12 protein-coding genes are annotated in these 13511 nt (G+C 44.0%); 2 read left to right on the forward strand and 10 right to left on the reverse strand.

Features of this window, described 5'->3' with window-relative positions:
* Positions 1 to 291 precede the first annotated feature (291 nt).
* Positions 292 to 522, forward strand: a complete 231-nt coding sequence (locus A0O21_RS08565; RefSeq protein WP_067064284.1) for a DNA-dependent RNA polymerase subunit epsilon — start codon at positions 292 to 294, stop codon at positions 520 to 522.
* A 137-nt stretch (positions 523 to 659) separates the two neighbouring features.
* Complete coding sequence (gene rnjA / locus A0O21_RS08570) at positions 660 to 2342, forward strand: ribonuclease J1 (RefSeq protein WP_067064286.1); 1683 nt, start codon at positions 660 to 662, stop codon at positions 2340 to 2342.
* A 145-nt stretch (positions 2343 to 2487) separates the two neighbouring features.
* Here the strand turns inward: rnjA and A0O21_RS08575 are convergent, their stop codons facing one another.
* From A0O21_RS08575 to purR, 10 genes are all read right to left on the reverse strand, one after another.
* On the reverse strand, positions 2488 to 3147 hold the full coding sequence (locus A0O21_RS08575; RefSeq protein WP_067064288.1) for a COG3942 and LysM peptidoglycan-binding domain-containing protein: 660 nt from the start codon (positions 3145 to 3147) through the stop codon (positions 2488 to 2490).
* A 622-nt stretch (positions 3148 to 3769) separates the two neighbouring features.
* Positions 3770 to 5116, reverse strand: a complete 1347-nt coding sequence (gene glnA, locus A0O21_RS08580) for a type I glutamate--ammonia ligase (protein WP_067064290.1) — start codon at positions 5114 to 5116, stop codon at positions 3770 to 3772.
* 51 nt (positions 5117 to 5167) lie between these two features.
* Positions 5168 to 5527 (reverse strand): MerR family transcriptional regulator, encoded by a 360-nt coding sequence (locus A0O21_RS08585; RefSeq protein WP_067064292.1) that lies wholly within the window; start codon positions 5525 to 5527, stop codon positions 5168 to 5170.
* A gap of 106 nt (positions 5528 to 5633) precedes the next feature.
* Positions 5634 to 6161 (reverse strand): FUSC family protein, encoded by a 528-nt coding sequence (locus A0O21_RS08590; protein ID WP_067064294.1) that lies wholly within the window; start codon positions 6159 to 6161, stop codon positions 5634 to 5636.
* 215 nt (positions 6162 to 6376) lie between these two features.
* The gene (locus A0O21_RS08595; RefSeq protein ID WP_067064296.1) at positions 6377 to 7573 is read right to left on the reverse strand and encodes a phosphoglycerate kinase; all 1197 of its coding nucleotides are present in this window, start codon (positions 7571 to 7573) and stop codon (positions 6377 to 6379) included.
* Between the two features lie 315 nt (positions 7574 to 7888).
* Positions 7889 to 8899, reverse strand: coding sequence for a type I glyceraldehyde-3-phosphate dehydrogenase (gene gap / locus A0O21_RS08600; protein ID WP_067064298.1), 1011 nt, complete (start codon positions 8897 to 8899; stop codon positions 7889 to 7891).
* 255 nt (positions 8900 to 9154) lie between these two features.
* On the reverse strand, positions 9155 to 11233 hold the full coding sequence (gene fusA / locus A0O21_RS08605) for an elongation factor G (protein WP_067064300.1): 2079 nt from the start codon (positions 11231 to 11233) through the stop codon (positions 9155 to 9157).
* 235 nt (positions 11234 to 11468) lie between these two features.
* Entirely contained in the window at positions 11469 to 11939 is a 471-nt protein-coding gene (gene rpsG / locus A0O21_RS08610; RefSeq protein ID WP_067064302.1) for a 30S ribosomal protein S7, read from the reverse strand.
* A gap of 16 nt (positions 11940 to 11955) precedes the next feature.
* Positions 11956 to 12369, reverse strand: a complete 414-nt coding sequence (rpsL, locus tag A0O21_RS08615; protein WP_067064304.1) for a 30S ribosomal protein S12 — start codon at positions 12367 to 12369, stop codon at positions 11956 to 11958.
* Positions 12370 to 12658: 289 nt separating this feature from the next.
* Positions 12659 to 13471 (reverse strand): pur operon repressor, encoded by an 813-nt coding sequence (gene purR / locus A0O21_RS08620; RefSeq protein ID WP_067065255.1) that lies wholly within the window; start codon positions 13469 to 13471, stop codon positions 12659 to 12661.
* Positions 13472 to 13511: the final 40 nt, after the last annotated feature.

A 13511-nucleotide genomic window follows, 5' to 3' on the forward strand; every position in this document is an offset into this window, starting at 1 on the left:
GATTATTTGCTTAAAAAACCAAAAAAAGACACGCTGGCACTACCACTCATTCAGAAAGGCTGCTCCTTAGTCTCTATATCTGCTAATACTGCTGCTTAAAATACAGCAGACTTTTTGTTTTAATACTTTTACTAAAAAGCAATAATATGATATAATTCTACTAACTGCACAGAATCACGCCAAATCTATTACACAGTAACAACTGAATAGGCAAACAGTCAAAGGCCGAAACGGTCTGTCTTGGCTGCTTTGTTATGGTTTGGATTAATCCTCTCAGAAAGGAAGAGAAAAATGATTTACAAAGTTTTCTATCAAGAAACAGCAGACCGCAGTCCGCGCCGCGAACAAACCAAGGCGATTTATATAGACATCGACGCTGATCAGGAGCTTGAAGGGCGGATTAAAGCCCGGAAGCTGGTTGAAGAGAAAACAAATTATAATATTGAATGGATTGAATTACTCTCAGAAAAGCATCTCGAATACGAAAAAGAAACAGGTGTCTTTTCTTTAACAGAACTCTAGAAAGGAGCTGACTGACGGACTGTTAACAGTTAGGCTGCTGCTTTTGCAGCTCAGCTGCAGGAAATCGTCTTACAGGAGAGCGCTTTCTCAATTTTTCTTCCTGCATCTGTAACTGTTTTGTCCTTAATATCTCTATTATGTCACATATCAATTTAAAACCCAAAGAAGTCGGTGTTTATGCTATCGGCGGCCTCGGAGAAATCGGGAAAAATACCTACGGTATTGAGTATCAGGATGAAATCGTCATCGTTGATGCCGGCATTAAGTTCCCGGAAGATGATCTCCTAGGGATCGACTATGTTATCCCCGACTACTCTTATATTGTTGAAAACATAGACCGCATCAAAGCATTAGTAATTACACACGGCCACGAAGACCATATCGGAGGAATTCCCTTTCTGCTCAAACAGGCCAATATTCCTATCTACGCAGGCCCGCTGGCATTGGCTTTGATTCGCGGAAAATTAGAAGAACACGGTCTGCTGCGCGATGCCAAAATGTACGAAATCAACCACAACACTGAACTGACTTTCAAAAACCTCAGTGTCACTTTTTTTCGGACGACCCACTCTATTCCTGAGCCCTTAGGCATTGTTGTCCATACCCCTCAAGGAAAGGTTGTTTGCACAGGAGACTTCAAGTTTGACTTCACACCGGTGGGCGAACCTGCTGACCTCCACCGCATGGCTGCTCTTGGTGAAGATGGTGTCCTATGTCTGCTGTCTGATTCCACCAACGCTGAAATACCTACCTTTACCAACTCTGAAAAAGTAGTCGGCCAGTCCATTATGAAAATCATTGAAGATATTCACGGCCGGATTATTTTTGCATCTTTTGCGTCCAATATTTTTCGTCTCCAGCAGGCAGCTGAAGCAGCCGTGAAAGCCGGACGGAAGATTGCTGTTTTTGGACGCTCTATGGAAAAAGCAATCGTTAACGGAGTAGAACTCGGTTATATAAAGGTTCCTAAAGGTACTTTTATCGAACCCAGCGAACTCAAGGATTACCATGCCAGTGAAATCATGATTATGTGTACCGGCAGTCAGGGAGAATCAATGGCTGCTCTGGCTCGCATAGCTAACGGCACCCACCGTCAAGTGACACTCCAGCCCGGAGATACTGTTATTTTCTCATCCAGTCCGATTCCGGGCAATACAACCAGTGTCAACCGGCTGATTAACACTATCCAAGAGGCCGGTGTTGAAGTTATCCACGGCAAGGTTAATAACATCCACACCTCAGGGCACGGCGGGCAGCAGGAACAAAAATTAATGCTGCGCCTCATGAAACCAAAATATTTTATGCCGGTTCACGGGGAATACCGCATGCAGAAGGTCCATGCCGGACTGGCCGTTGACACAGGAATCCCTGAGGAAAATATTTTTATCATGGAAAACGGCGATGTTCTGGCTCTGACCGATCATTCCGCCAGACGGGCCGGCCATTTTAACGCTCAGGATATTTATGTTGACGGCAACGGTATTGGAGACATCGGCGCAGCAGTGCTGCGGGACCGGCATGACTTGGCAGAAGACGGTGTTGTCTTAGCTGTTGCCACCGTTGATTTTAAAAGTCAGATGATTCTGGCAGGACCGGAGATTCTCAGCCGAGGTTTTATCTATATGCGTGAATCAGGTGAGCTTATCCGGGAAAGCCAGCGGGTGCTTTTCAACGCCATTCGCATCGCTTTAAAAAACAAGGAAGCTAGCATCCAGTCCGTTAATGGCGCTATTGTCAACGCCCTGCGCCCCTTCCTCTATGAAAAAACCGAACGCGAGCCGATTATTATCCCTATGGTGCTGACACCTGACCGATCATAAAAACTATTTATCCTAAAAACCATAAAAGCCATACAGCAATCGTTTTGCTGTATGGCTTTTATCTTTTCTTCTTTTTACCCAGCCCTGCAGAGCAGCTGCCAGCATGCGGGTTTCAGAAATCATTTATCTGATAATGTGCTCAATATTAGAGACTTGGATAAATGTAAGTCACTGTTCCAGGAGTTAGGCCGTCGTTAGGATCGAACCAGCCGCGGTAGTTATCAATCCACTGCTGATCTTTGTAATTCGCTTCAAGCACTTGAATCTGGCCGTCATCTCCAACTTCAGTAACATAGGCAACATGGCCGTAACCGCCATCTGTCCAGCAAACAATAGAACCGACGGCTGGCACATAGCCGACAGCATAACCTTGTTCTGCAGCACTGGCTGCCCAGTCACCGCCATTGCCCCACCAATCACCGGCCCAAGAAGCCAGTTCTTTTACGCCCCAAGTACACTGGCCGATAGGATAAGTATTCCCCGGTAATTCTTCTTCGGCAACAGGCTGGCTTTCAGCTGTTTCATCCCCTTCAGCAGCGAGAGCCGCAGCATTTGAATCGGTAATATTATTAGTAACATTAATTTGCTGCCCGGGAAGAATAAGACTGTTGACAGTCATGTCGTTCATAGCAGCTAACTCGTACATGTCCATACCGTATTGACTGGCAATACTAAAAAAAGAGTCCCCTTCCTGAATCGTATGGCTGTCTGCACTGACCGGAGCTGACGCAGCAAAAAAAGCAAGAGCTGCTGAAGAGCAGAGCAGGACCGAGTACGATAACTTCTTTTTTCCTAATGACTTCATTTAATGAACCTCCGTTTGTAGTAAAAAAAGTATATCAGACAAATGTGACAATCCAATTAAGCTCAGGTTAACAAAACAACAAAACAGATTTACAAGTGAAGCACCTATTTTTGAAAATCAAATGAACTGAATACGCTTAAGCTCTTTGCAAAATAGATATGGCTAAGTTTAGAATTTTTTTCAAGTTAGCTAGCCGTAAACGACTGAAAGTTGTGTCGCCTTAACAGTCGACCGCACCTTTCTAGTCGTTCTGGCAGGGGTGCGTCTGCGAAATCAAAGATTTCTGGCTTACCGCCAGCCGTAGACGTCTGAAGGCTTTGCCGTCCTACGGCCGACCGCACCCTTCTAGTCGTCTTGGCAGGGGTGCGCCTACGAAATCAAAGATTTCTGGCTTACCGCCATTTTTGCTTTGCTCTTTTAACGGGCTTGGTATCTTGTGAATTGAACACGCCCTAAGAGCTGTGCAAAAAAGATAGCCCTCCCTTGAGTCTTTGATGACTCGGCGGTCAGGCTCCTATTTTTGCTTTGCTCTTTTAACGGGCTTTGTATCTTAAAAAAGCCCAGAGCTTTTGCTCCAGGCTTTCAGCTTATAATATGGATACGGCTGTTTAGCAGCTGATTTTTAATAAAGATCTAAATAATTGTCCACTTCCCACTGTGAAACAAAAGTAGCATAGCTGGCCCATTCGATACGTTTAGCTTCGAGGAAATTAATATAGATGTGCTCCCCAAGAGCCGCTTTGATAACTTCGTCCTCCTGCAGAGCCTTCAGCGCATTATGCAGAGTAGAAGGCAGATCAATAATGCCGACTTCCCTGCGCTCCTCAGCTGTCATTGAATAGATGTTTGTTTCAATCGGAGCAGGAGCCTCAATCTTATTGGCGATACCATCCAATCCGGACTCTAAAAGAACTGCAAGCGCCAGATAAGGGTTGGCTGTAGGATCAACAGACCGCAGTTCAAGCCGGGTACTGAGTCCCCGTGAGGCTGGAACACGGATCAGAGGCGAGCGGTTGCTGCCGGCCCAAGCGATATAAACCGGTGCTTCAAAGCCAGGAACCAGACGCTTATAGGAGTTGACTGTTGGATTCATGATAGCAGTGTAACTGTATGCGTGCCGAATTAAACCGCCTAAGAAGTAATAGGCATCCTCAGACAGACCCATTCCTCGAGGGTCAGCCGGGTCATAAAAGGCATTTTCTCCGTTTGGGTGGAAGAGCGACATGTTGCAATGCATACCCGAGCCAGCAATACCGTATTTAGGTTTTGCCATAAATGTCGCGTACAAGCCGTGTTTGCGGGCAATGGTTTTAACGACCAGCTTAAACATCTGAATATTGTCGCAGGCTTTTAAAACATCAGCATACTTGAAGTCTATCTCATGCTGGCCGACAGCTACTTCATGGTGGCTGGCTTCAACTTCAAAGCCCATTTCAGTCAAGACATTAACAATCTCACGGCGTGTATTATCAGCCAAATCGGTGGGGGCTAAATCAAAGTAGCCGCCCTTATCGTTTACTTCCAGTGTCGGAACCCCTTGCTCATCCATTTTAAAAAGGAAAAATTCAGGCTCAGGTCCTAAGTTAAAGGATTTATAACCCATTTCTTCCATATGCCGCAGCGCTCTTTTCAAATTTCCGCGGGGGTCTCCAATAAATGGTTCGTTATCAGACGTATAAATATCGCAGATAAAACCGCCGACACGGCCATTTTCATCGCCCCAGGGAAAAACTGTCCACGTATCAAGATCAGGATAAAGATACATATCGGATTCATTGATACGTACAAATCCCTCGATTGAAGAACCGTCAAACATTGCCTTATTGGCCAAAACTTTATCAACTTGCTCTTCAGTTGCAGGAAATTCAACATTTTTCATTGTCCCCAAGATATCAGAAAACATCAAACGAATAAAAGTAACATTTTGCTCCTTAATGTCACGTTTGATGTCAGCTACAGTGATTGCCATGAAATGGTCTCCTTTTATAAAATAACGATTAAAGTACTTCTAGTTCCAAAACTAACGGAAATTGTGAGAAGGAGTGAGAAAGCCGCCCTGACGTCTTAGTTCATCATGCAGTATCCGTCTGACGTCAGCATCGGTCAGAGTTTTCTTTTTTTTGAGGGCTTTGTCTTTGCGGTCAGCATATACTTTTTTGATAGCTGCAATATTAAGGCCTTCATCCAGAAAGTCCTTAACTTCAAGCAAAGTATCCATATCATTTAAAGAATAAAGACGGCGGTTGCCTGAACTGCGATCCGGCCTTAGCAAACCCTGATCTTCATAATAGCGAATTTGGCGGGCAGTCAAATCAGTCAGCTTCATAACAGTTCCGATAGGAAAAACTGCCATAGAACGCCTTATTTCTTTTTCTTGCATGGTAAACCTCCCTTCAACTGTCTATTATAAGATTAATAAAACGAACTGTCAAGGTATTAATGTGATATTTTGTGACATAAAAAAAGCAAGTTTTCAAAAACTTACTTTACTTCTTAAAATGGGTAAGCAAAAACTGCTGGACTTTGTCAAAATCAGCGTTAACCAAAATAGCAACAAAGACGCCGCAAAAGGTTTCAAAAACACGGGCAAAAACATAAAGGACAGTCTCATCTCTTGGGATAGACAGACTGATAATCAACATGGCTGCTACACCGCCGATAACTCCCGCTTTATTATTAAAGGCCACATTAACCATAATGGTCAGCATGGTTAAGATTGGGACTAAAAGAGGACTGACCCAGAAACTGTTATTAAGCCATTCACTGACAAAATAGAAAATCAAGGCCATAAAACCGCCGATAGAATTTCCTAAAATACGGGATGTGCCAAAATGGACACTTTTATCGAAGTCCTCCCGCAGGCTGAAAACCGCCGTCAAAGCAGCAATTTGCATACCTTCCCAATGAAGGAGGGAGAAAAGCAGCAAAACCAAAAAGACAGCAATCCCTGTCTTTAAAGTCCGCATGCCTAATTTAAATTTTTTTCTGTCAAACCGATATTCTTTAAACACCATTAAACCTTCTTCTTTACTGCCTCTATTTTAACATGGAAGACAGCTTTTGCTAAAATTTTTTATAAATTTGTCTTTTCCTGATAAGCAATAAGCTGATTTATAAGAGCTAAACCGCCAAAAGATTTAAACCGTCTTACTGCATAAAACATTTTCACCTATTCCATGTCATAAAAACAGCAAAAGCCAGGGGCTTCCCCAGCTTTTTGCTCTATGTCTTATTTTTCTGTAAGAGCTGAGAGACCTGGAAGAACTTTTCCTTCAAGGAGCTCCATAGAGGCCCCGCCGCCGGTAGAAATCCATGAGAATTTGTCGGCACGGCCCAGATTAATGGCAGCAGCTGCAGAATCTCCGCCGCCGATAATCGATTTAACCCCAGGCTGTTTAACGATAGCATCCATAACTCCGATAGTTCCTGCTTGGAAATCTGGATTTTCAAATACACCCATTGGGCCATTCCAGACTACTGTTTTAGCACCAGTCAGTTCATCGTCAAATTTGGCGATAGATTTAGGACCGATATCAAGACCTAAGAAACCTGGGTCAACTGCTTCGCCTTCCGTATCTTTAACTTCTGTATAATCCGCAAAAGCATTAGCTTCTTTAGAATCGACAGGGAGCACAAGCCGGCCTTCTGCTTTTTCAAGCAATTCCTTAGCGATATCCAGCTTATCTTCTTCAACCAGCGAATCACCAATTTCAATTCCCTGCGCCTTATAGAAGGTGTAAGTCATTCCGCCGCCGATAAGGACTTTATCAGCCTTAGAGAGCAGATTTTCAATGACACCGATTTTATCAGATACCTTAGAACCGCCCAAGATAGCTACAAATGGACGCTCAGGACTTTCAACAGCCTCTTGGATATAGGCAATTTCATTTTCCAGAAGGAAGCCGGCAGCAGCTTTTTCAACATTAGCAGAAATCCCTACATTTGAAGCGTGAGCGCGGTGTGCTGTACCAAAAGCATCGTTGACAAAAATACCATCACCGAGAGAAGCCCAGTACTGACCCAGTTCAGGATCGTTTTTAGATTCCTTTTTGCCGTCAACATCTTCAAAACGTGTGTTCTCAACAAGAAGGACCTCTCCGTCTTTAAGAGCAGCAATAGCTGCTTCAAGCTTTTCACCCCGTGTTGCCCCTGGGAAGATAACTTCCTGACCGAGTTTTTCAGACAGGTCTTTTGCAACCGGTGCGAGTGATTTGCCTTCTTTATCTGCCTCTTCTTTTACACGGCCGAGGTGAGAAAAGAGGATAGCCCGGCCGCCTTGTTCAACAATATACTGAATCGTCGGTAAGGCCGCTGAAATCCGGTTATCATTTGTAATGACTCCGTCCTTTAAAGGAACATTAAAGTCAACACGGACTAAAACTTTTTTTCCTTTTAAGTTAAGGTCTTTAACAGTTAATTTCGCCATTTATCAGAACTCCTTAAAAAATTTTTACATGCTAATTATATCACAATTTTCATAAATACGGTAGATAAAATAGAGACTCTTCTGATACAGCAGTAGCTTAAGCGGCAAACAGATGTAAGCCTGCCAGCCAGCAAACGCCTGTCTCAAAACCTTTGTATGCTTCGAAATATACAGACAAATCCCGATCAGCTGTCAGACTTTAAATGTTTTTTGTTTTTGATAGAAACAGCTATGTGCCAACAAAAAAGAAGACCTTCCGATCTTCTTCTGTTATGTATGTATCAGCTTATTTCAGCTGATAAGCTTGGGCCTAAATTACTGAGCAATTTTTGCGAAGTATTCAAGCGTACGAACAAGCTGAGATGTGTAAGACATTTCGTTATCGTACCATGAAACAACTTTAACTAACTGTTTGCCGTCAACGTCAAGCACTTTTGTTTGAGTTGCATCAAACAGTGAACCGTATGACATACCCACGATATCTGAAGAAACGATTGGGTCTTCAGTGTAACCGTATGATTCATTTGCAGCAGCTTTCATAGCAGCGTTTACTTCTTCAGCAGTCACGTTCTTATCAAGAACAGCTACTAATTCAGTAACAGAGCCTGTTGGAACAGGAACACGCTGTGCAGCACCATCAAGTTTTCCATTCAGCTCAGGAATAACAAGACCGATAGCTTTTGCCGCACCTGTTGAGTTAGGTACAATGTTATTAGCACCTGAACGTGCACGGCGAAGATCTCCGCCGCGGTGAGGACCGTCAAGAATCATTTGGTCACCAGTATAAGCGTGAATAGTAGTCATCAAGCCTTCTTGGATGCCAAAATTGTCATGAAGTGTTTTGGCCATTGGTGCAAGACAGTTTGTTGTACATGATGCACCGGAGATAACTGTTTCAGTACCATCAAGAATATCATGGTTAGTGTTGAAAACAACTGTTTTAACATCGTTGCCGCCTGGAGCTGTGATAACGACTTTCTTAGCACCGTTAGCATGCAGATGTTTTTCAGCAGCAGCTTTCTTAGCAAAGAAACCAGTTGCTTCAAGAACAATTTCAACACCGTCAGCTGCCCAGTCAATTGCTTCTGGATCACGTTCAGCAGAAACCTTAACGAATTTACCGTTAACTTCGAATCCGCCTTCTTTTACTTCCACTGTACCATCAAAACGGCCTTGAGTTGTATCATACTTCAACAGATGCGCAAGCATATTTGGATCTGTTAAGTCATTGATGCGAGTAACTTCAACACCTTCTACATTTTGGATACGACGGAAAGCGAGACGTCCGATACGACCGAAACCGTTAATACCAACTTTAACTACCATATAGTGATTTCCTCCTTAATTGAAAATCAAAAAAATTTATTAGAGAGTTGCCTCTCTGCCAATCGTGAAAAGAATAACTTGTAAAAAACTACAGGCCCTTTCAACAGTTTTATTATATACCTATTTCAGAAAAATTGCAAACATAAGCGGCCAGTCATAAAAAGCCAGTCAAATGTAAAAAGCCCTGCAAGCACCGGCTCAAGCAGCTCGATTCTTGCAGGGTTTGATGAGATAAGAGGAAAGTCTGCGGACAGACTATTCTCCGGAATTTTTCTTAATAATTTCTTCCTGAACTGCTTTAGGCACGTCTTCATAGTGGTCAAAGACCATCATAAAGGTTCCGCGTCCTTGGGTTGCTGAACGAAGCACTGTCGCGTATCCGAACATTTCAGCAAGTGGAACATAGGCACGGACAATTTGACTGTTACCGTGCGCTTCCATGCCGTCAACACGGCCGCGGCGAGCAGTTACATGACCCATGACATCTCCTAGATTATCCTCAGGTGCAGTAATCGTAACAAGCATCATCGGCTCAAGAATGACCGGTTGAGCTGTCTTGGCAGCCTCTCTAAGCGCCAGCGAAGCTGCAACTTTAAAGGCAGTTTCTGAAGAGTCGACATCATGGTATGATCCATCATAAAGCTTAGCTTTGACATCGACAATCGGGTAGCCGGCGAGTACACCGTTAGCCATTGATTCAACAAGACCTTTTTCAACAGCCGGAATGAATTCACGCGGTACGACACCGCCGACAATGGCATTTTCAAATTCAAAGCCTTTGCCTTCTTCATTAGGAGTAAATTCAATCCAAACATCACCAAACTGTCCCTTACCGCCGGTTTGACGCTTGAAGAAACCGTGAGCTTGTGTAGAAGCACGGAAGGTTTCGCGGTAAGATACCTGCGGTGCCCCGACGTTGGCTTCAACTTTGAATTCACGTTTCATCCGGTCAACAAGAACGTCAAGGTGCAGTTCCCCCATACCGGAAATAACCGTTTCACCAGTTTCAGCATTGGTCTCAACGCGGAAGGTTGGATCTTCTTCAGCAAGTTTTTGCAAAGCGATCCCCATTTTATCTTGGTCAGCCTTAGATTTTGGTTCAACCATCAGCTGAATAACCGGTTCCGGAACTTCAATGGATTCAAGGATAACCTTAGCTTTTTCATCAGTCAGGGAATCCCCGGTTGTCGTTTCCTTAAGACCTACTGCTGCAGCGATATCTCCGGAATAAACAGTTTGGATTTCTTCACGGCTGTTAGCATGCATCTGCAGGATACGGCCGATACGTTCACGCTTCCCTTTTGTTGTATTCAGCACATACGAACCGCTTTCAAGTATACCTGAATAAACCCTAAAGAAAGTCAGACGTCCAACGAACGGATCTGTCATAATTTTAAAGGCCAGTGCCGCAAATGGTTCGTCATCTGAAGCAGGACGTGATTCTTCTTCATCAGTATCAGGATTAACACCTTTTATAGCTGGGATATCCAGCGGGCTTGGGAGGTAGTCAATAACCGCATCAAGCATCAGCTGCACACCCTTGTTTTTAAACGCAGAACCGCAAAGGACAGGGTAGAACTCAACATTGATTGTTGCTTTACGGATAGCAGCTTTCAGTTCATCGTTGGTGATTTCTTCCCCTTCAAGATATTTCAGCATCAGGTCTTCATCTGTTTCAGCCACAGCTTCAATCAGTTTTTCCCGATATTCTTCAGCCTGATCGAGGTACTCAGCAGGAATATCCTCTTCCAAGATATCTGTTCCAAGGTCGTTAGTATAAATTTCAGCCTTCATTTTGATCAGGTCGATGATGCCGCGGAAATCATCCTCAGCTCCGATTGGCAGCTGAATAGGGTGGGCATTAGCCTGAAGACGGTCATGCAGGGTGCTGACAGAATAGAGGAAGTCTGCACCGATTTTATCCATTTTATTAGCAAATACGATACGCGGAACGCCATATTCAGTCGCTTGGCGCCATACTGTTTCAGTCTGCGGCTCAACCCCTGACTGTGAGTCCAGTACAGTTACAGCACCGTCAAGGACACGCAGAGAACGCTGAACTTCAATAGTGAAGTCCACGTGCCCCGGGGTATCAATGATATTGACCCTGTGGCCGTTCCATTGGGCTGTTGTTGCAGCCGAAGTGATTGTGATACCACGCTCTTGTTCCTGTTCCATCCAGTCCATTTGCGAAGCACCTTCATGTGTTTCACCGATTTTATGGATTTTTCCAGTATAGTAGAGAATGCGTTCTGTCGTTGTTGTTTTACCAGCATCGACATGGGCCATGATACCGATGTTACGAGTTTTTTCAAGTGAAAATTCGCGAGCCATTTGGTTTTCTCCTATAAATTTATTTATTTTCTTATTATATCATATTTAGAAAGAACGGATAGGCAGGACCTACCCGTTCTCAGCAGCTTCATTTATGCGGTTTGGTGACAGGTCTCAAGTCTATAAATTCATATAAACCGACTTGGCAGCTTCCTTAGCGAGCACATTTAAACTCAAAACAAAGGCAGCATCTTTTAATCGTCGCTGTACCTGATTAACACCTTATGCCGCAGTCTTACCAGCGGAAGTGAGCAAAGGCACGGTTAGCTTCAGCCATACGATGAGTGTCTTCCCGTCTCTTAACAGCTGCCCCTGTATTATTGGCTGCATCCATAATTTCTTTAGCCAGACGATCTTGCATAGTATGTTCGCCGCGGCCACGGGAAATTGTAACCAGCCAGCGAAGACCGAGTGTAGTCCGGCGTTCCGGACGCACTTCCACTGGCACTTGGTAGTTGGAACCGCCGACACGGCGGGCACGAACTTCAAGGACAGGCATAATATTTTCCATTGCTGTTTCAAAAACTTCTAAAGCATCATTCCCTGTTGCTTCTTTGATTTGTTCGAAAGCACCGTAAACAATGCTTGCAGCTGTTCCGCGTTTCCCATCAAGCATAACACGGTTGATAAGACGTGTCACAAGTTTTGAATTGTACAACGGATCCGGTAATACTTCACGCTTTGGCGCTTGGTTTTTACGACTCATTTCTCATGCTCCCTTCTTATGCTTTTGGTTTTTTAGTCCCATACTTCGAACGGCCTTGCTTCCGATCAGTTACACCGGCAGTATCAAGGGCACCGCGGACAATATGGTAGCGGACACCGGGAAGGTCTTTAACCCGGCCGCCGCGGATAAGCACAACGCTGTGTTCTTGAAGGTTGTGCCCAATCCCTGGGATATAGGCAGTTACTTCAATGAGGTTGCTCAAACGGACACGGGCAAACTTACGAAGGGCAGAGTTAGGCTTTTTCGGCGTCATTGTGCCGACACGTGTTGCCACACCGCGCTTTTGGGGTGAAGGAATATTAGTCTGCACTTTTTTATGGCTGTTGTAGCCAACATTCAGAGCCGGTGATTTCGATTTTTCTACTTTAGATTTACGTGGTTTACGTACCAACTGATTAATTGTAGGCATCTACATTCTCCTGTATCATTTTTATTTTTGGTTGAAAGAAAGATTGGTGACCATCTTCTTTTCTGTGTGTACTTTTGCAACAATTGTCAGCACGTCTCTGTACACTTTTGAGAGACCAAAAGTAAAAAGTACCGCTTAGTATAGTAACATAAACGGCACTTTCTGTCAAATACTTTTTCTGCTGAAATTCAGCTGCTCAAAAAGCGGAGACGCTTTAAAGAGCCGAGCTTTTCGCAGACTAATAACCAAGACAGGAGCAATACCCAAACAGGCTTGTTTGTTTTTCCTATTAATCAAAGATATTGCCGATCTTAACAGTTATTTTATGGTCCTTTATATCGATATCAGATACTTTAAGCAAAGACTTGTAATCTTTTCTGTCCTGTCTTTGCTGAATATTCTCAGCAAAAACGGCCACACCGACCAGCTGACAGTCAAATTCATCCAGCAAACTGATCATGCCCGAAATAGTTCCCCCGCCTTTGAGAAAATCATCAACAATCAAAACTCTGCTGTTTGGCTTGAGACTGCGCTTAGATAGGAACATTTTTTCAATCCGGCCGCTTGATCCGCTGGCATAATTGACAGATACCGTAGAGCCTTCGGTAATTTTTAAATCACGCCGCACAATGACAAAAGGCACATTGAGGATATTGGCAACTGCATTGGCCAGAGGGACACCCTTAGTCGCTACTGTCATGACAGCATCAATCGCCTGTCCTTTGAAAGCATCTGCCATAATTCGTCCGACATTCTGCAAAATTTTAGGAGTGCTGAGCAAATCTGACAAGTAGATATAGCCGCCGGGTAAAATACGGTCACTTTCTGACAGGCGTTCACGTAAATCTTCTACCAGCGCACGCGCTTCTGATCTGGCAATCGTCGGCCGGAATAAAACACCGCCGTTGGCGCCGGTAATGGTTTCAATCTCCCCAATCCCAGCTTCCTGAAAAGCTTTCTTGATAATGGCAATGTCTTCTGAAATCGAAGACTTGGCTGCTTCATACTGTGAAGCGAAAGTGCTCAGACTCGTTAATTTATAAGGGTTATTGAGCAAATAATTGGAAATGACAACCATGCGTTCACTTCGTCTCAGCTTCATAGATTTTTTCTTCATTAAGTTAAAATTCCTTTGTCATTAT

Origin of the sequence: Streptococcus pantholopis, assembly GCF_001642085.1 — a bacterium.
Classification (GTDB): Bacteria; Bacillota; Bacilli; order Lactobacillales; family Streptococcaceae; genus Streptococcus; species Streptococcus pantholopis.

What these genes read in the sequence shown, in the direction of transcription:
- A0O21_RS08565 (WP_067064284.1), top strand. Translation starts at nt 292, where the DNA reads ATGATTTACAAAGTTTTCTATCAAGAAACAGCAGACCGCAGTCCGCGC.
- rnjA (WP_067064286.1), top strand. Translation starts at nt 660, where the DNA reads ATGTCACATATCAATTTAAAACCCAAAGAAGTCGGTGTTTATGCTATC.
- A0O21_RS08575 (WP_067064288.1), bottom strand. Translation starts at nt 3,147, where the DNA reads ATGAAGTCATTAGGAAAAAAGAAGTTATCGTACTCGGTCCTGCTCTGC.
- glnA (WP_067064290.1), bottom strand. Translation starts at nt 5,116, where the DNA reads ATGGCAATCACTGTAGCTGACATCAAACGTGACATTAAGGAGCAAAAT.
- A0O21_RS08585 (WP_067064292.1), bottom strand. Translation starts at nt 5,527, where the DNA reads ATGCAAGAAAAAGAAATAAGGCGTTCTATGGCAGTTTTTCCTATCGGA.
- A0O21_RS08590 (WP_067064294.1), bottom strand. Translation starts at nt 6,161, where the DNA reads ATGGTGTTTAAAGAATATCGGTTTGACAGAAAAAAATTTAAATTAGGC.
- A0O21_RS08595 (WP_067064296.1), bottom strand. Translation starts at nt 7,573, where the DNA reads ATGGCGAAATTAACTGTTAAAGACCTTAACTTAAAAGGAAAAAAAGTT.
- gap (WP_067064298.1), bottom strand. Translation starts at nt 8,899, where the DNA reads ATGGTAGTTAAAGTTGGTATTAACGGTTTCGGTCGTATCGGACGTCTC.
- fusA (WP_067064300.1), bottom strand. Translation starts at nt 11,233, where the DNA reads ATGGCTCGCGAATTTTCACTTGAAAAAACTCGTAACATCGGTATCATG.
- rpsG (WP_067064302.1), bottom strand. Translation starts at nt 11,939, where the DNA reads ATGAGTCGTAAAAACCAAGCGCCAAAGCGTGAAGTATTACCGGATCCG.
- rpsL (WP_067064304.1), bottom strand. Translation starts at nt 12,369, where the DNA reads ATGCCTACAATTAATCAGTTGGTACGTAAACCACGTAAATCTAAAGTA.
- purR (WP_067065255.1), bottom strand. Translation starts at nt 13,471, where the DNA reads ATGAAGCTGAGACGAAGTGAACGCATGGTTGTCATTTCCAATTATTTG.